This window comes from Bradyrhizobium iriomotense, assembly GCF_018129405.1.
In the GTDB taxonomy this organism is placed as follows: Bacteria; Pseudomonadota; Alphaproteobacteria; order Rhizobiales; family Xanthobacteraceae; genus Bradyrhizobium; species Bradyrhizobium iriomotense_B.
Genome location: NZ_JAFCLP010000002.1, coordinates 524,980 through 542,457, shown reverse-complemented (window position 1 = coordinate 542,457; position 17,478 = coordinate 524,980). Strand labels below are relative to the sequence as shown.

15 protein-coding genes are annotated in these 17,478 nt (G+C 66.1%); 7 read left to right on the top strand and 8 right to left on the bottom strand.

Translation table 11 applies throughout. The features are described 5' to 3' along the window. Positions 1-113: 113 nt before the first annotated feature. From JQ592_RS07275 to JQ592_RS07265, 3 genes are read left to right on the top strand one after another with little or no spacing between them, the layout of a single operon-like run. A complete protein-coding gene (locus JQ592_RS07275; protein ID WP_211402531.1) occupies positions 114-881 on the top strand; it encodes a YdcF family protein in 768 nt (255 codons plus the stop codon). 52 nt (positions 882-933) lie between these two features. Beyond that, a complete protein-coding gene (locus JQ592_RS07270) occupies positions 934-1,716 on the top strand; it encodes a DUF169 domain-containing protein (RefSeq protein WP_211402192.1) in 783 nt (260 codons plus the stop codon). 9 nt (positions 1,717-1,725) lie between these two features. Then, entirely contained in the window at positions 1,726-2,904 is a 1,179-nt protein-coding gene (locus JQ592_RS07265) for a saccharopine dehydrogenase family protein (RefSeq protein WP_211402191.1), read from the top strand. A gap of 161 nt (positions 2,905-3,065) precedes the next feature. Here JQ592_RS07265 and JQ592_RS07260 read toward each other — a convergent pair whose 3' ends face one another. Further along, on the bottom strand, positions 3,066-4,262 hold the full coding sequence (locus JQ592_RS07260) for an FAD-dependent monooxygenase (RefSeq protein ID WP_211402190.1): 1,197 nt from the start codon (positions 4,260-4,262) through the stop codon (positions 3,066-3,068). A 147-nt stretch (positions 4,263-4,409) separates the two neighbouring features. Between JQ592_RS07260 and JQ592_RS07255 the strand changes: the two genes are divergently transcribed. Beyond that, on the top strand, positions 4,410-4,880 hold the full coding sequence (locus JQ592_RS07255; RefSeq protein ID WP_211402530.1) for a MarR family transcriptional regulator: 471 nt from the start codon (positions 4,410-4,412) through the stop codon (positions 4,878-4,880). Here JQ592_RS07255 and JQ592_RS07250 read toward each other — a convergent pair. The 3 genes from JQ592_RS07250 to JQ592_RS07240 form a co-directional block, all read right to left on the bottom strand. After that, entirely contained in the window at positions 4,855-6,105 is a 1,251-nt protein-coding gene (locus JQ592_RS07250; RefSeq protein WP_211402189.1) for an O-antigen ligase family protein, read from the bottom strand. The two genes, JQ592_RS07255 and JQ592_RS07250, sit on opposite strands and share 26 nt — an antisense overlap. A gap of 155 nt (positions 6,106-6,260) precedes the next feature. Next, the gene (locus JQ592_RS07245; RefSeq protein ID WP_211402188.1) at positions 6,261-7,811 is read right to left on the bottom strand and encodes an undecaprenyl-phosphate glucose phosphotransferase; all 1,551 of its coding nucleotides are present in this window, start codon (positions 7,809-7,811) and stop codon (positions 6,261-6,263) included. A 119-nt stretch (positions 7,812-7,930) separates the two neighbouring features. Then, positions 7,931-9,064, bottom strand: coding sequence for a glycosyltransferase family 4 protein (locus JQ592_RS07240; protein WP_211402187.1), 1,134 nt, complete (start codon positions 9,062-9,064; stop codon positions 7,931-7,933). Between the two features lie 201 nt (positions 9,065-9,265). On the opposite strand from JQ592_RS07240, the gene JQ592_RS07235 reads away from it, so the two are divergent. Continuing rightward, positions 9,266-11,554 (top strand): GumC family protein, encoded by a 2,289-nt coding sequence (locus tag JQ592_RS07235; protein ID WP_211402186.1) that lies wholly within the window; start codon positions 9,266-9,268, stop codon positions 11,552-11,554. Positions 11,555-11,773: 219 nt separating this feature from the next. Here the strand turns inward: JQ592_RS07235 and JQ592_RS07230 are convergent, their stop codons facing one another. After that, the gene (locus JQ592_RS07230) at positions 11,774-12,955 is read right to left on the bottom strand and encodes a GNAT family N-acetyltransferase (protein ID WP_211402185.1); all 1,182 of its coding nucleotides are present in this window, start codon (positions 12,953-12,955) and stop codon (positions 11,774-11,776) included. 130 nt (positions 12,956-13,085) lie between these two features. Here JQ592_RS07230 and JQ592_RS07225 point away from each other — a divergent pair, with 130 nt between their 5' ends. Continuing rightward, complete coding sequence (locus tag JQ592_RS07225) at positions 13,086-14,135, top strand: polysaccharide deacetylase family protein (protein WP_211402184.1); 1,050 nt, start codon at positions 13,086-13,088, stop codon at positions 14,133-14,135. Here JQ592_RS07225 and JQ592_RS07220 read toward each other — a convergent pair. Further along, positions 14,119-14,340: a DUF2842 domain-containing protein gene (locus JQ592_RS07220; protein ID WP_152102867.1), complete on the bottom strand. Its 222-nt coding sequence runs from the start codon at positions 14,338-14,340 to the stop codon at positions 14,119-14,121. The two genes, JQ592_RS07225 and JQ592_RS07220, sit on opposite strands and share 17 nt — an antisense overlap. 110 nt (positions 14,341-14,450) lie before the next feature. Here JQ592_RS07220 and JQ592_RS07215 point away from each other — a divergent pair, with 110 nt between their 5' ends. Next, the gene (locus tag JQ592_RS07215) at positions 14,451-15,533 is read left to right on the top strand and encodes a COX15/CtaA family protein (RefSeq protein WP_211402183.1); all 1,083 of its coding nucleotides are present in this window, start codon (positions 14,451-14,453) and stop codon (positions 15,531-15,533) included. A gap of 19 nt (positions 15,534-15,552) precedes the next feature. On the opposite strand, the gene JQ592_RS07210 is transcribed toward JQ592_RS07215, so the two are convergent. Further along, on the bottom strand, positions 15,553-15,897 hold the full coding sequence (locus JQ592_RS07210) for a hypothetical protein (RefSeq protein WP_211402182.1): 345 nt from the start codon (positions 15,895-15,897) through the stop codon (positions 15,553-15,555). Positions 15,898-16,092: 195 nt separating this feature from the next. Then, positions 16,093-17,373, bottom strand: coding sequence for an O-acetylhomoserine aminocarboxypropyltransferase (locus JQ592_RS07205; RefSeq protein WP_211402181.1), 1,281 nt, complete (start codon positions 17,371-17,373; stop codon positions 16,093-16,095). Positions 17,374-17,478: the final 105 nt, after the last annotated feature.

Below are 17,478 nucleotides of genomic sequence, written 5' to 3'. Positions count from 1 at the left end.
TCCTCTTTCAAGAAGATTTCCGATCATGGACGGGCCGGTCAAGCCCGCGCGTGGCAACATCATTCAGCGAGGCTCCCCTGTATTTCGTTCTGTCCAAGACCCTCGGCATCGCGCTGCTGCCGATCAATCTCCTGGTTGAGCTCGGCATCCTGTCGCTGCTGTTGATGCTGACGCGCTTTGCCGCACTCGGCCGCAAGCTTGCGGTGGCAACACTGGTCCTGCTGGCGCTGGCTGCGTTCTCGCCGCTCGGCAATCTCCTGCTTTATCCGCTGGAGTCGCGCTTTCCGGCGTGGGATCCCTCGCGCGGGGCGCCCGACGGCATCATCGTGCTCGGCGGCTCCGTCGACACCGACCTGTCGGAGGCGCATCGCACGCCGGTCGTTCGGCACGCAGCCGACCGCTTGTTCGCGCCGGCTGATCTGGCCCGCCGCTATCCAAACGCGCGCATCGTCTTCACCGGGGGCTCGGCGAACCTCGTCTCGACCGAGGCCAAGGAGGCCGACTACTCCGCGCCGGTGCTGGAAAGCCTGGGCATCGCGAAGGAGCGCCTGATCCTCGAGCGCGACTCCCGCAACACCTGGGAGAACGCGATCTTCACCAGGCAATTGGTGTCGCCGAAGCCGGGCGAGCGCTGGCTGCTGGTCACCTCGGCCTTTCACATGCCGCGCTCGATGGGCATCTTTCGCAAGGCAGGATTCGATGTCGAGGCCTATCCCGTGGACTGGCGCATGGGCGGGCGTGAGGATCTCTTCGCATTCACCCGCATCGGCGGCGAGGGTCTTGCCAAGACCGACGTCGCGATGCGCGAATGGATCGGCCTCCTGGCGTACCGCATCATGGGCCGGATCGGCGAGTTGCTTCCGGGGCCGACCAAGGACTAGGGTCGCAAAACAAGAACACAGCACCGGCGCGATCGCCGGCCGGGAGGACGCCATGCAGCAGCAGAGTGCAGAGAGGATCGACCTTGCCGGCCTCGTTGCCGATCTCAACAGCCTGCTGCGGGTGAAGACGAATGTGATCGGCATGAAGCTGTTCGCGCACGCCGCGGAGATGGAAGCGATCCCGAAGATTCGCCGGCCGAATGCGATCCACACCACCGACCAGATCGTCAGCATGGCCGCGCGTCTGGGATGGACTGTCGGCATCACCGCCGACGATCTGGTCGGCGCGCAGTGCCGTGCGGTGATCGGGCTTGCGCCGCAGGACGACAAATGGCTCGCCGGCGAAAACTATGTCGGGGTCTGGCACGGCACCGCGGAGGACGCGCGCAAGCGCCAGGAGGCGCTGGACGTGGTTCCGTTCGGGCAATATCAGGCGCTCGCGGTCAGTCCGCTCGCCAGCGGCCGGCTCGATCCACCCGACATCTGCCTCGTCTACGCGACGCCGGGACAAATGATCATCCTGATCAACGGGCTGCAATATACCGGCTACAGGAAATTCGAGTGGGGCGTGGTCGGCGAGACCGCTTGCGCGGATTCCTGGGGCCGGGCGCTCAAGACCGGGGAGCCCAGCCTGTCCTTGCCATGCTATGCCGAACGGCGCTATGGCGGCGTGCCGGACGAGGAGATGCTGATGGCCTTGAAACCTTCGCATCTCGCCAAGGCAATCGAGGGCATGAAGGCGCTGGCCAAGAACGGCCTGCGCTATCCGATCCCGCCCTATGGTATTCAAAGCGACGTCCGTGCCGGCATGGGCGTGAGCTACGCGAAGAAGTAAAGGCCAGTCATGAGCTCTGCGAAATTCGACATCGTCGTCTACGGCGCGACCGGTTTCACCGGCCAGCTCGTCGCCGAATATCTGGCGGCGCATTACACGGACGACAAGGCGCTCAAATGGGCGATGGCGGGCCGCAGCCTCGACAAGCTGAAAGCGGTGCGTGACGCCATCGGCGCGTCCGCCGACACGCCGCTGATCGTGGCGGATGCGTCGGACGCTGCCTCGCTGAAGGCGATGGTGGCGCAGACCAAGTCGGTGATCACGACGGTTGGTCCGTATCAATTCTATGGCGAGGACCTGTTAGCTGCCTGCGTCGCCGCGGGTGCGGATTATTTCGATCTCTGCGGTGAGCCGGTCTGGATGCGGCAGATGATCGACAAGTACGATGCGGCAGCCAAGGCGAGCGGCGCGCGCATCGTGTTCTCCTGCGGTTATGATTCCGTGCCGTTCGAGCTCGGGACGTTCTTCGTGCAGGAGGAAGCGAAGCGTGTGTTCGGCGCGCCGGTGGCCCGCGTGAAAGGCCGCGTGCGCGACATGCGCGGCACGCTGTCGGGCGGCACCGCGGCGAGTGCGAAAGCGACCTTCGACGCCGTCGCCAAGGATCTCAGCCTTGTCGCCATCCTCAACGATCACTTCGCGCTGACGCCCGGCTTCACCGGCCCGAAGCAGCCCAAGGGCAACAGGGCGGTCTATGAGGAGGACCTGCAATCCTGGGCCGCGCCGTTCATGATGGCGCTGATCAACACCCGCAACGTCCATCGCTCCAACATGCTGATGGGCTTTCCCTACGGCCAGGACTTCGTCTACGACGAGATGGTCCTGACCGGCCCCGGCGAGAAGGGCGAGGCGAACGCCAAGCGCGTGATGGCGGCCAACGCGGAGAAGACCGGCCCGAATGCGCCGAAGCCGGGCGAGGGGCCGTCGAAGGAGGAGCGCGAGAAAGGTCTCTTCAACCTGCTCTATGTCGCGATCGCGCCCGACGGCCGCATGGTCCGCGCCGGCGTCACCGGTGACCGCGATCCCGGCTACGGCTCGACCTCCAAGATGATCTCCGAATGCGCGATCTGCCTGCTGCGCGACGCGAGCGATGTCGCAGCCGGCTTCTGGACGCCGGGCGCAGCGATGCAGCACAAGCTGATCAAGCGGCTGCAGGACAATGCGGGGCTGACGTTCAGGGTGGAAGGCTAGGCGTTTCCTTCGCCTCGCCCCGCTTGCGGGGAGAGGCCGACGCGCGGAACGCGCGGCGGGTGAGGGGGAGTCTCCGCGAGTCCCGCACTCACCGTTTTCGCGGAGAGAGCCCCTCACCCCAACCCTCTCCCCGTAAGAACGGGGAGAGGGAGAGAAAGAAACTACACCGCCCGCGCGTCATACGCGTACATGAACTCCATGCTCTTCGAGCCCAGCGGCAATAGCCATTTCAGCATCTGATTGCGGACCCATGCGCCGGTGGCGCTGAACTCGTGCTTGCTGTTGCCGTTGCGGCGGGCGATCGCGACGATCTTCTCGGTGCGCGGGCGGCGCTCGGCCTCGAAGGCCTGGAAGGTGGCGCCGAGTTCCTGTCCCTCCTGCATCAGACGGGCAAGCCGCATCGCGTCCTCCAGCGCGAGCGAGGCGCCCTGGCCGGCATGGGGACTGGTCGCATGCGCGGCATCGCCGATCAGCAGCGAGCGCTTGCGCGACCAGGTCGGCAGGGTCGCGACGTCGAGCGTGTCGGTGACCACGATGTTCTCGGCCGCTTCGATGATATCAGGGATCGGATCGTGCCAGCCGCGATGGAAGCCGCGCAGATGCTGCTTCAGCGTCGCCTGGTCGAGCGCGCGGAACATCGCCGCGTCCATGCCGTGCGCGGGCTGCGTGCTCCACCACATCACGCCGTCGTTCGGATCCGGGCTGCAATAGCCGTAGCCGAAGAAGCCGCTCTGGCCGAACGTGGTCTCGACACGCCGGCCGATCGGCCTGCCGTCGAGGACGGCGTGCGGCACGAAGCCGCCGAAGCCGATCAGGCCGGTGTCGAAGGGTTGCGGCCCGTCCGGCACGACTTGGCGGCGCACGACCGAGTGCACGCCGTCGGCGCCGATCAGGAAGTCGCCTTCGGCGGTGGTGCCGTCGGAGAAGTAGGCGATGATCGGCTGGTCGCCGCGGTCCTCGATCTTGATCAGCCGCTTCTCGAAATACAGCGAGACGCAGGCGCACCAGGCTTTGTCGATGAGGATCTCGTTCAGCGCCGCGCGGGAGATGTTGACGGCGGGCTGGCCGAAGCGCCGCGCCATGTCGCGGTTGATCGAGCCGAGCTTCTCGCCGCCCTGGGAATAGAAGTCGAAGGCTTCGGCGACCGAGCCGCGGCTGATCAGCTCGTTGGCAAGCCCGATCTCGTCCATCACGTGCATGCCGTTCGGCGCAATCTGGAGGCCGCCGCCGATGCCCTTTGAATAGGGCCACGCCTCGTAGATCGCGGACTCGATGCCGGCGCGGCGCAGCAGGATGGCGGCGACGGGCCCGGCGATGCCGGCACCGATGATCAGGGCCTTGCGGGGACGGCTGGACATGGCTTGCTCCCGACGTTTCCGTGGTGCTAGGAGAAATTACGGTCGCTAAATCTCTTAGTGACTAAGATATATATCGAGTAAGATAAGGGGCAGACCTTGTCAAGGACGAAGGCGCGCGCTGCGCTGTTGCAGGAGCTCGAGGCGGCGATGCGCAGGTCGTCCGCGCAGGGCGTGCTCTATGGCCAGACCGTTGCGAACGTTGCCGGAATCGCCAACTCCGACCTCGAATGCATGGACATCCTCTATCTCGAGGGCCGCGTCACCGCGGGCCGGCTCGCCGAGGTCACGGGCCTCACGACGGGCGCGATCACCGGCGTGATCGACCGGCTCGAGAAGGCCGGCCTCGTGCGCCGCGAGCGGGATGAGAAGGACCGCCGCAAGGTCTTCATTTCCGTCGTGCCGGAGACGGCCATGAAGATCGGTCAGCTCTATGTGCCGATGCAGCAGGCGATGGAGAAGGTGTTCGGCGCCTATTCGGACGAGGAGTTGCGCCTGCTGCTGCGCTTCGCCAACGAGGGCTACAAGGGCGTGCTCGCGGCAACGGAGGCGCTGAAGGGGCTGCTCGACACGCCGCCGGAGAAGCGTCCCGCGCTCAAGCTGAAGAAGCTTCGTCCCTAACCTTGTAGATCTGCGCCGCGGCGATCATGCCCCACATCGCGCCCAGCATCATCCAGAAGTGGCGCCAGTGGTCGGTGTCGATCACGAAGCTTTCGCCGACGGTGCCGACGAAGGCGGAGAAGATCGCGAGATAAGCGCGCTGCCAGGGTACGCGGACGAAGATGTGCCTGAAGCCCATGATGACGGTGGTGATGACCAGCGCGGGATAGCAGACGCCGGAGAGCCAGCCGCCGGACATGAAGGCGTTGAGGTAAGAGTTGTGGGTGTCCTCGGGGAAGTAGCGGTGGAATTGCAGCGGGCCGATGCCGAACGGCAGCTCGAGCGCCATCTCCGCACCCAGGATGTGCCGGCCGAAGCGGCCGAAGCGGCCCTCGTCATAGCTCTGGTCGAAGCTCGCGCGCTGCTTGAACATCTCGGCGGTGGCATCGAATGACAGCAGCACCGCGATCAGCGCGAGGCCCAGCACCGCGGCGACGATCGCCATGATGACGATGCGCGAGCGCTGCGCGTTGGTGCGGCTGGTCAGCACCATCAGCGCCAGCATGAACGCGGAGGTCAGCACCAGCCCGCCCCAGGCGGCGCGCGAGAACGCGAGCAGGATCGCCAGCGACATGATGCCGAAGGCGATGACGTTGCGGAGCGCCTTGCCGAGCCTGTCCGAGACCACGCTCTGGAGCGCGAACAGCGCCGGCAGGATCAGGAAGGCGCCGAGCACGTTCGGGTCCTTGAACGTGCCGCGCGCGCGGCCGTAGAGCGTGAGCAGGTCGCTGCCGCCGGGAACGAGGTGGAAGTAGCCGGCGATCGCCAGGAGTGAGGCGACCATCGCGCCGACCACGAGGCCGCGGCGGAGCATGTCGAGCCGCGCCGCGGTGTCCTCGGAGGTGACCATCGCGAAGAACACCACGGTCACAGCCATGTACCAGGAGGTCGCGATCCAGCTCGCCACCTCGGGCTGCTCGAACAGCGGGATCGCGCTGATGGTGTAGCCGACATTGAGCAGGACCAGCATCAGCACCAGCGGCATCAGCACCAGCCGCAGGCGCAGACCGGTTGCGAAGAAGGTGACGGTGGCGAGCAGCGTCGCGATCTCGTAGGGGCTGGGCTCGATGAAGACGATGGCGCCGGAGGCGCCGACCAGCCATACCAGCGCGCGCTGGAGCGCCAGCACGCCGGGCGCAGCCGGTGCGGCCAATTTCACTCCACCGGCTGTCGCCGCATACGCCATCACACGCTCATACGCTTACGCTACTGGTACACCACAAACTCGGCTGTCATCGCCCGGCTTGACCGGGCGATCCAGTACTCCGCGGCGCGCGTTGCAGGAAACGGCTGGCGCTGCGGCGTACTGGATGCCCCGCCTTCGCGGGGCATGACGGAAACTCAATACGCGTTCTCGTTCTTGGTCAGCAGCGAGATCGGCGTCTTCAGGAGAATGACGAGGTCGAACAGCACCGACCAGTTCTCGATGTAATAGAGGTCGAACTCGACGCGCTTCTGGATCTTCTCTTCGTTGTCGATTTCGCCGCGCCAGCCGTTGATCTGGGCCCAGCCGCTGATGCCGGGCTTGACGCGATGGCGGGCGAAATAACCGTCGACGGCTTCGTCGAACAGCCGGCTCTGGAGCTTGCCCTGCACCGCATGCGGGCGCGGGCCGACCAAAGAGAGGTTGCCGGAGAACACCACGTTGAAGAGCTGCGGCAGCTCGTCGAGGCTGGTCTTGCGGATGAAGCGGCCGACGCGGGTGACGCGCGGATCGTTCTTGGTCACCACCTTCGACGCGGTCGGGTCGGCCTGGTGGTGGTACATCGAGCGGAACTTGTAGACGTCGATGCGCTCGTTGTTGAAGCCGAAGCGCTTCTGGCGGAACAGCACCGGACCCGGGCTGTCGAGCTTCACGGCCAGCGCCACCAATCCCATGATCGGCAGCGCTGCGAGGAGGGCGAGGCCGCCGACGATGCGGTCGAACAGCCATTTCATCACCAGGTCCCAGTCGGTGATCGGCGCCTCGAACACGTCGAGCGTCGGCACCTCGCCGAGATAGGAATAGGAGCGGGGACGGAAGCGCAGCTTGTTGGTGTGCGCGGAGAGACGGATGTCGACCGGCAGCACCCAGAGCTTCTTCAGCATCTCCAGGATGCGGGTCTCCGCGGAGATCGGCAGCGCGAACAGCACGAGATCGACGCGGGTACGGCGGGCAAACTCGACGATGTCGTCGACCTTGCCGAGCTTTCGCGCGCCGGCGCAGGTGTCGAGCGCGCGGCTGTCGTTGCGGTCGTCGAACACGCCGAGCACGTGGATGTCGGAATCGTCCTGCGCCTTCAGTGCCTCGACCAGTTCCTCGCCGTTGCGGTCGGAGCCGACGATGATGGTGCGGCGGTCGAGCCGGCCCTCGCGCGCCCAGGCGCGCACCAGCGAGCGCAGCACCAGACGCTCCGCGATCAGCGCGGCGAGCCCGAGGAAATAGAAGGCGGCGAGCCACAGCCGCGACATCTCGCTGCCGAACTTGGCAAAGAAGGAGACACCGATGAACAGCAGGAAGACGAACGACCAGGACGAGATCATCCGCGTCATCTGGCGGAGATGACCGCGGAACAGTTGCACCTGGTAGATGTCGGCAGCCTGGAAGCAGACCACGGCTGCGACCGCGACGGCCACGATCTCCGCAGGATAGATCCAGTTGAAGCCACCCGCGAGCGGCATGACATAGCCGACATAGACCGCGATGCCGACGAGGCTCAGCAACACGAAATCAATGAGGCGGACGAAGCCGGTGATCACGATCGGCGAATAGGCGCGGGCGACCTTCTGGTTGACGACCTCGAGCGCGGCGGGCGAGAGCCGGCGGCGGCGCTCCACAAAGGGCTGGTCAGCTGGCCTCGCCGCGGCGCTGGTCGCGGCATCGATCATCGAGCGTGCGTTGAGCGGTTCCACGGGCGTCCACGTCCATTCCAAGAGCCCGCGGGTCGCGACTTTGCGGCCCCGGGCAAGCATCCCCTGGCACTCGATTACCGAATAAATCGGAAGATTTTCTAAAGCGGCCTTAAGGGTGGTTAATGATTGGCAAATGCGTCGCGATAGCCCGCGAGCACGCCGTCGACCATTGCCTGCTGGGAGAAATGCGCGGAGATCCGCTCGCGCAAGGTCGTGGCGCGTTGCGCGGTCGCTTGCGGATCGTCCAGCGCCGCAGCGATCGCCTCCGCCATGGCCTCGGGATTGCTCGGCGCGAACAAAGCGGGGCTGTCGGGGCCGAAGATTTCGGGGATGCCGCCGATCTTCGACGCGATCATGGGAATGCCAGCCGCTCCCGCCTCGATCACCACATAGGGCATGGAATCGCCGCGCGAGGGAACGACCAGCAGCCGCCCCTTGGAGAAGCCGTAGCGCGCCTTGACGTGGCCGATGAAGCGGATGGCGCTGGAGAGGCCGAGCTTTTCGACCTGTGCCTTCAGCGCCGCCGTCTCTTCGCCGTCGCCGCCGAGGGTGAGCGTGACCTTCTTGCCGCCTTCGCGCAGGCGCGCCACGGCATCGACCAGCAGGTCCGCGCCCTTGATGTGCCTGAACTCGCCGACATAGCAGAGGTCGGTGGCATCCTCGGCGGTGGCGACAGGTTCGAATTCTTCCGGCGTCACGCCATTGAAGACGCAATGCACCACGCCCTTGGGCGTGCCGACGATGCGCTGGTAGGTGTCGCGGGCAAAGGCGCTCTCGAACAGGAACAGGTCGGTCGCGCCCGTCAGCGAGCGCTCGAGCCGCGCGTAGAACTCGCCCTTGAAGGTGTTGAGCGGATAGTGCAGCGAGCCGCCATGCGGGGTGTAGATGCGGATGGTGTCGTCGGTGCGTCGCCGCATGCGGATGAAGGCGCCGGCCTTGGCGCCGTGGCCGTGCAGGACGTCAGGCTTGAGCTTCGCGATCAGGCGCCGCATCCGCAGCCACACCATGACATCATCGGGCGACGGCTCGCGGCGGATCGCCATGCGGTGCACGCCGAGCCTCAAGCGCGGCGCGAGCTCGGCCAGCGCCTTGTCGGCGCGTTCGCCGCCGGTGAGGCTGTCGGCGAGGATCCCGACATGATGGCCGCGGTCGACCTGGCCGTTGGCGACGTCGAGGATGTGGCGAAAGATGCCGCCGACCGGAGCGCGCACGGCGTGCAGGATTCGAAGCGGCTGGTCGGGTGAGGGGGGCATGATCAAAACCAGCGCTCGACGGCGAGTACCGAACAACTCCGGGAAATATCGAGATGGATTAAGAGCCTTCGTGGTTAACAAACGGTGACGGGCGCGCGTGCGCGCGGCGCGGGACGCCTGCGATTAACCCAGCGGCAACCTTAATGGAGTGTAATCGCCGTGGTTGAGGTAGAGTCGCGGCGTTGCCTGCGGGAGTGTTCGATGCGTTTAGCGTTCTGGCGTGCCGGCAAGGACAAGGCGGTGGTCGAGCGGGCTGTTTCGAAGTCCAAGGCCGAAGCCAAGAAGGCCGAATCCGCACCCAAGGTCGAAGCCCCCAAGGTTGAAGCAAAGTCTGCGCCGGTGGTCGCGAAGCAACCAGCAGTCGAATCCGGTGACATCGATCTGCACGCGCTCGGCGCGGCGTTGGCGCGCAAACGCGGCTGGATCATCGTGCCGACGGTGCTGGCGCTCGTCGCGTCGATCGCCGCCGTCAATCTCGTCACGCCGCGCTACAAGTCGGAATCCCGCATCCTGATCGACGGCCGCGAGAACGTGTTCCTGCGCCCGAACAGCGACCGCGCCGAGGAGCGGCAGGCGCTCGACGCCGAGGCCGTCACCAGCCAGGTGCAGCTCGTGCTGTCGCGCGATCTCGCGCGCGAGATCATCAAGAAGAACAAGCTCGCCGAGCGGCCCGAATTCGATCCGGTGCTGCAAGGCATCTCGCCGCTGAAGTCGCTGGCGGCCCTCGTCGGCATCGGCCGCGATCCGTTCTCGATGACGCCGGAAGAGCGCGTGCTCGATGCCTATTACGAACGCCTCCAGGCCTACGCCGTCGACAAGTCGCGCGTCATCGTGGTCGAATTCCAGTCCGCCGATCCGGATCTCGCCGCGCGCGTCGCCAACTCGATCGCCGACGGCTATCTCGTGCTGCAGCAGAATGCCCGCCAGGACCAGGCGCGCAATGCGAGCCAATGGCTCGCAGGCGAGATCGAGAATCTGCGCAAGAAGGTCTCCGACGCCGAAGCCAGGGTCGAGGATTTCCGCTCCAAGTCGAGCCTGTTCGTCGGCACCAACAACACCACGCTGTCGAACCAGCAGATGGGCGAGGTCAACACCCAGCTCAACAACGCACGCTCGATGAAGGCGGATGCGGAATCCAAGGCGCGGCTGATCAAGGAGATGCTCCAGAGCGGCAAGCCGATCGAGGCATCCGAAGTGGTGAACTCCGAGCTGATGCGGCGGTTGTCGGAGCAGCGGGTCACGTTGCGTGCGCAGCTCGCCGAACAGTCGTCCACGCTGCTCGGCAACCATCCGCGCATCAAGGAGCTGAAGGCCCAGCTCGGCGACCTCGACAACCAGATCCGGGACGAGGCGGCCAAGATCTCCCGCTCGCTCGAAAACGATGCGCGCATCGCCAGCGGCAGGGTCGACGGCCTGACCGCGAGCCTCGAGCAGCTCAAGAAGCAGGCGACCTCGACCAACGGTCAGGATGTCCAGCTCCGCGCGCTCGAGCGCGAGGCCAAGGCGCAGCGCGACCTGCTCGAGACGTATCTTGCCAAATATCGCGAGGCCAATACCCGCGAGACCATCGACACCGCGCCGACGGATGGTCGCATCATCTCGCGCGCCATCGTCTCCAACACGCCGGCCTATCCGAAGAAGCTGCCGATCGTGCTGATCGCGACGATCGCGACGCTGCTGCTCTCGTCCGGCGTCGTCGTCACCGGCGAGCTGCTGCGCCAGACCGCGCCGCGCGCGGCGGCTGTCTTTGCGCCGGCGCCGGCGCAAATCCAGGCGGCGGTCCGTCAGGAACCATTGGTCCAACCGGTGGTCGAGCCCTTCGTCGAACCTGTCATTGAAGAGCCGGCGCCGCTTCAGCCGGAGATGACGGCTGGTGCCGGTGTCGCGGAATTCGCCGAGATCGAGCATCTGGCGGGCAGCTTGCGTGCCGCGGGCGCCGCGGCGAAGAAGGTCACGGTGCTCGGCACCGCGCCCGGCGAAGCCGTCACATTGTCGGCGCTGACGCTGGCCCGGCATCTGGCACGCGACGCGCGCGTCGTCGTGGTCGATCTCGCCGCGTCCTCGCCGACCATCGCCGCGGTGTCGGTCGATGCTTCTGCCCCCGGCCTGGCCGAGCTGATGCAGGGCGAGGTCTCGTTCGCCCAGGTCATCACCCGCGACAAGCTCTCGCGGCTGCATCTGGTCATGGCCGGCCGTCCCGGTTTCGACCGCAGCCTGTTGCAATCGCCGCGCGTGGGCCTCGCGATCGACGCGCTGCTCCGCGCCTACGACCATGTGCTGCTCGATGCCGGCGGCGCTTCCGACCTCCCGGCCGAGCTGCTGACGGCCAACGCCCGCGCCGTGGTGGTGCCCGACGCCTCGATGGGACCGGATGCGCGCACGCTGATGTGCGAGCAGCTCAAGGCCGTCGGATTCAGCGAGGTGACGATGCTGAGCAAGCCGGTGCAGGCGTCGGATGCCGTGGACACGCCGCGCGTGGTGGCGGCTTGAACTTTGTTCCCCTCTCCCCTTGCGGGACCTTGCGGGAGAGGGTGGCTCGCCGCAAAGCGGCGAGACGGGTGAGGGGTCTCCATCCTCACGAATAGTCGAGCGAGCGGAGAGGACCCCTCATCCGGCGCCATAGCCGAAGCTTCGCTTCGGCGTTCTTAAGAACGGCGGCCGAAGGCCGCCTATGCCACCTTCTCCCACAAGGGGAGAAGGGAAGGGAAACTACCCGAACGCCTGCCGAAGCCGTCGGGCCAGGTCGAACAGCACCTGGTTCTGCTTCACCAGCCGCTTGCCGTGGCTGAGCGAGGACATCGCCATTGCCGCGAGTTTTCCGCGCGAGGTTAGCGGCACGAAGCTGTCGAAGATGTCCTCGTCGTCCTTGCAGAACATCCGCTTGTAGTCGTCCGAGCCGATGCCGAGGTCGAGCGAGCGGTAGCCGCGCTCGCCGTAGCGGTCGATGATGTAGCGCATCAGGATCAGCCCGGGGCTGTAGCGGGCGTGCTCGGACATCGTGTAGGTGTTGAACATCATCGAGAAGCGCTGGCCGTCGGCGACGCCGGCGAAGATCGCGATCACCTCGTCGTTGCATTCGAGCGCGTGGATGTCGATGACACGTCCTTCGCCGCGCGGCGCGAGGCACGCGCTGCGGACGAACTGCTCGACGCCCGGCTCGGCGAAAACGTTCGGGAGCTTCTGTTCGGCCATCCGCGCCGGCTTGACGCGGAAGAACCAGTCGAGCAGGCGGGTGACGTCCGCGTCCGTCGTGGCGAGGTGATAGCGGTAGCCGGCGAGCGACTGGAGCTTCTTCTCCTTGCTCTTCAGGCGGCGGCGGAAGGAATTGCTGATCCGCGATGCAGGCGGGCCGCCCGGCTCCATCGTCAGCAGCGGACAGCCGTTGATCGCGCTCTGTCGCGACAGGGCTGCAAACGGGTTCTGCTGGTCGTTCCAGCGCAGCGGCTGCTGCGTCAGCGCGAGCACGTCGACATGGGCGCGGAGCGGCGCAAGCAGCGCGTCGAGATCGGCGGCGCCGGCCTCGCCTGCGAACTCGGCGTTCCACAGGCCCATGTTGAAGGTCGTATGCTTGCCGCCCATGAAGCAGGCCGTGCGCACGCCGTGGCCCTGGCGCAGCGAGAGCGGCAGCAGCAGGAGCGGCTCGCGATCGGCGTCGCGGGCGATGACGACGAAGGGGCGGGCGCCTTCGTGAGCGCCGACCAGCCGCTGCCAGGGGCCGAGCAGGTCGAAGCGCTGGTAGGGCGTGAAGAGGTGACCGGGCTCCTCGAAGGCACGCCAGACCGCCTCGGCTTCACCGAGATCACTGAGGATGTCGACATGCGCGATACGGTTCGCTTTCGACCGCGCTGGCGCTTCTGCCGTCCGGCTTTGCATCGCCGCAGCCATGGTCATTCGCGAAACCTGTCGAGAAAACGAAAATTGCGTAATTCGGCCTGTGGCCGACCTTTGCAAACAAATGTCAACAAAGGGTAATGACAATAAGCGAGGGAACGGGCCGCCGGCGAGCGCGAAGGGTGGGATATTGGCATCCGACGACAGATGGTTGGAACGGCTGCGCCTTGAGCTGACCTGGCTCACCGGTCAGGCTCTGCTCCGCAGTCGTGGGGCCGGCGCCATCCTGCGCTTTGTGCATGTGCGGCCGCGGCGGCGCGGCGGATTTCAGCCGCTGCGCGCGCACGAGATCACGCCGCAATTCCTCGACCGCGCCATTCGGGCGCTGAAGCGGTGGAAGTATGATTTTCTCGGCATGGACGAGGTCTGCCGCCGCGCCGTGACGCTGCCGGAGAAGCGGCGCTTCGTGGCGCTCACCTTCGACGGCGCTGCCAAGGACCTGATCAAGTTTGCCTATCCGGTGCTCGCACGCCACGCCGTGCCATTCACGATCTATGTGCCCACCGCATTTCCCGACGGCGTCGGCGAAGCCTGGTGGCTCGGGCTCGAGCAGGTGATCGCGCACGAGAGCCGCATCAGCCTGATGATGGGCGACAAGGAGCAGCGTTTCACCGTCACAGGCAACGCCGAGAAGCAGGCGTTGTTCGCGTATCTCGAGAGCTGGCTGCGCTCGCTGCCGCCGGTGGAGCTATCGGCTGCGATCGCCGATCTCTGCACGCGCTACCGGGTCGACCTCGCCGCGCTCTCGCGTGAGGCGTCGATGGATTGGGAGGATCTGGCGAAGCTGGCTGCCGACCCGCTGGTCACGGTCGGCAGCGCGACCGTGAACTATCCCGTTCTCGCCAACATGAAGGACGCCGCCGCGCTGCGCGAGATGACGATGGGCAAAGCCGTGGCGGAATCCGCCTTTGACCGCGAGATCCGGCATCTCGCCTTTCCGTTCGGTGACCGCTCCTCGTTCCGGCGCAGCCACGTCGTGATGGCGGAGGAGGCCGGGTTTGCCAGCGCGGTCTCGACGATCCCGGGCATCGTGGAGGCGGAGGGGCGAACCAATCTGCGCGCGCTGCCGCGGATTTCCTGGGACGGCCGGGTCCGCTCGCTGCGGATGCTGCGCGTGCTGATGTCAGGTGTCGCCTTTGCCCCGGTGAGACCGACCGGCAGCGCTACGAGCCAGACTTGATACGATCAGGCCTCTGCATCCAGCTCACGATCGGCATCGCCGGCAGCACCCAGCCCATGCCGACCACGACGTAGTAGATCGCCTGCCGCCAGCCGGACTCGGCGATCCACGGCATCTGCGCCGCCGCCATGCCGAGCAGAGCCCAGACGGTGGCCAGCACCAGGAGCAGGATGGCGCCGAGGAACTTGCGGGTGCGGATCGTCATGGCAGACTACTAGCGGCCTTCGCGTAACTTGCGCTGCGGGAGCGGGGGACTATAAGGAGCACGCAGTCCGGTTCAAGTCTCTTAGGCACAGGCTTGGTTTTGTCCTTGAAATGACGATGATTTCCACCCCGTCCGAGCCGCACCGCGCCGTGCGCTGGTGGCTGATCTCCGTGGCCGCCTTGATCGCGCTGATGGTGCTGGTCGGCGGGGCGACGCGGCTGACGGAATCCGGCCTGTCGATCGTCGAATGGAAGCCGGTCACGGGCAGCATTCCGCCGCTCTCGGAGACGCAGTGGACCGAGGCGTTCGAGGCCTACAAGAAGATCCCGCAATATCGCGAGCTCAACGCCGGCATGAGCCTGTCCGAGTTCAAGGAGATCTTCTGGTGGGAATGGAGCCACCGGCTGCTCGGCCGCTTCATCGGCGTTGCCTATCTGCTGCCGTTCCTGTTCTTCCTCTGGCGCGGCGGCCTGTCGGGTGAGCTCAAGCGTCGGCTGTGGCTGCTGTTCACGCTCGGCGGTCTCCAGGGCGCGGTCGGCTGGTGGATGGTGGCCTCGGGCCTGTCGGAGCGGGTCGAGGTCTCGCAATATCGGCTGGCGACGCATCTGGTGCTGGCGCTCTTGATCTTCGCCGGCATCGTCTGGACGGTGCGGCGGCTCAAGGAGCGGCCGCAGATTGTCGCGCCTGCGCGGCTGCGCTTCACCAGCGCGCTGCTGCTCGTCGTGACCTTCGTGCAGATCTATTTCGGTGCGCTGGTCGCGGGCCTGCGCGCGGGGCGCGCTTACAACACCTGGCCTGAGATCGACGGCGCGTTCATTCCGTCGGCTGATCGACTCTGGTTCGAGACGCCGTGGTGGCGCAACATGTTCGACAATGTGCTGACCGTGCAGTTCGAGCATCGCATGACGGCCTATGCGCTGTTCGTGCTGGCGGCGCTGCATGCGTTCGACGCGGTGCGTTCTCGCGCGGGTGCCGCGGCCGGCGGCGCGCTCTGGCTGTTCGCGGCGGTCAGCCTGCAGGCCGTGCTCGGGATCCTCACGCTGCTCAATCAGGTGCCGATCGGGCTCGCGCTCGCGCACCAGGCGGTTGCGATCGTGGTGCTGACGCTTGCGGTGATGCAGGTGGAACGGCTTGCGTCACGGCAGTCTGCGCAAGCGCAGCCGCGCGCGGTTCCTGTCAGCCAGCCCGGCTGATCACCATCAGCCCGGCTGATCAGCAATAGCCGTAGACGCCGCACGCGTAGGGCAGGCGCCAGAAATAATCGACCTGCTTCCCGCCGTAATACGGGCCCTGATAATCGTAGCTCCAGGGCCGGCCGTAATAGCCCGGCAAGGTGCTGGAGCCGGGCAGGAGCGGCGTGCCCGGCAGGTTGCGGATATAGCTGCCGATGCCATAGGCCGGCGAGATCAGCGCATCCGCATCGGTCTCGACATAGACCTGTGGCGGGTCCTGCGGCGGCACGGCAGCGCGCCGCTTCGGCGTCGCCGGCAGATCGGCGGCGAGCGCGCCTGAAACCGTCAGCATCGCCGCAAGGGCAGGCACCATCCAGCGCAGCATCGTCGGCTCCGAATCAAAGGGGCGATCCAAGGACGATGTATGCGGCAGATATGGTTAATGACTGTTAACTGGCGGCGGCCGAAACGGCCGCCGTCATTCCGGGGCGCGCGGAAGCGCGAACCCGGAATCCAGAGATGAGCAAATATTGTCGAGGTTCCGGGTTCGGTGCTTCGCACCGCCCCGGAACGACAGCAACTACGCGCTCAACGCCTGCTCGAGGTCGGCGATCAGATCTTCCTTGTCCTCGATGCCGACCGAGAGCCGCACCACGTCGGGGCCGGCGCCGGACTTCACCTTGGCGGCGTCATCGAGCTGGCTGTGCGTGGTCGAGGCCGGGTGGATCACGAGCGAGCGGGTGTCGCCGACATTGGCGAGGTGCGAGAACAACTGCAGCTTCGACACCAGGCTGACGCCGGCGTCATAGCCGCCCTTCAGGCTGAAGGTGAACACGGCACCGGCGCCCTTCGGCGCGTATTTGCGCGCGAGCTGGTTGTACTTGTCGCTCGGCAGGCCCGCATAGCTGACCGAGGCCACCGCCGGATGGCCGGCGAGGAATTCGGCGACAGCCTTGGCGTTGTCGCAGTGCTTCTGCATGCGCAGCGGCAGCGTCTCGATGCCGGTCAGGATCATGAAGGCGTTGAAGGGCGAGAGCGCGGGGCCGAGGTCGCGCAAGCCGAGCACGCGGCAGGCGATCGCGAAGGCGAAATTGCCAAAGGTCTCCTGGAGGCGGATGCCGTGATATTCCGGCCGCGGCTCGGAGAGCATCGGGTATTTGCCGCCGGTGGACCAGTCGAAGGTGCCGGCATCGACGATGATGCCGCCGAGCGAGTTGCCGTGACCGCCCAAAAACTTCGTCAGCGAGTGCACGACGATGTCGGCGCCGTGGTCGATCGGGCGGATCAAATAGGGCGAGGCCAGCGTGTTGTCGACGATCAGCGGCACGCCCGCTTTGCGCGCCACCGTCGAGATCGCCTCGATGTCGGTGATGCTGCCGGCAGGGTTGGCGATGGACTCGATGAAGATCGCTTTGGTGCGCGGCGTCACCGCGCGCTCGAAGCTTGAGATGTCATCGGGATCGGCCCACACCACGTTCCAGCCAAAACTCTTGAACGCATGCGTGAACTGGTTGATCGAGCCGCCATAGAGCTTTCGCGCGGCGATGAACTCGTCGCCGGGCTGGAGCAGTTGCTGCAGGATCACAACCTGCGCGGCATGGCCGGAAGCAACCGCCAGCGCGGCGGTGCCGCCTTCGAGCGCGGCGACGCGCTCTTCCAGCACGGCATTGGTCGGGTTGCCGATGCGGGTGTAGATGTTGCCGAACGCCTGCAGGCCGAACAGCGAGGCGGCGTGATCGGCGTCGTTGAAGACAAATGATGTCGTTTGATAAATCGGGGTCGCGCGCGCGCCGGTGGTCGGATCGGGCTGTGCACCGGCATGCACGGCGAGGGTTGAAAATCCCGGAAGGCGATCGCTCATAGAAGGCGTCCTGTTCTCTTGGTCTGAAATCGCGCGGCATGCTGATGGGCAGGGCGCCCGCCGTCAAGGCGCCGCGTCACATCAGGATCATTTGGGAATGATCGT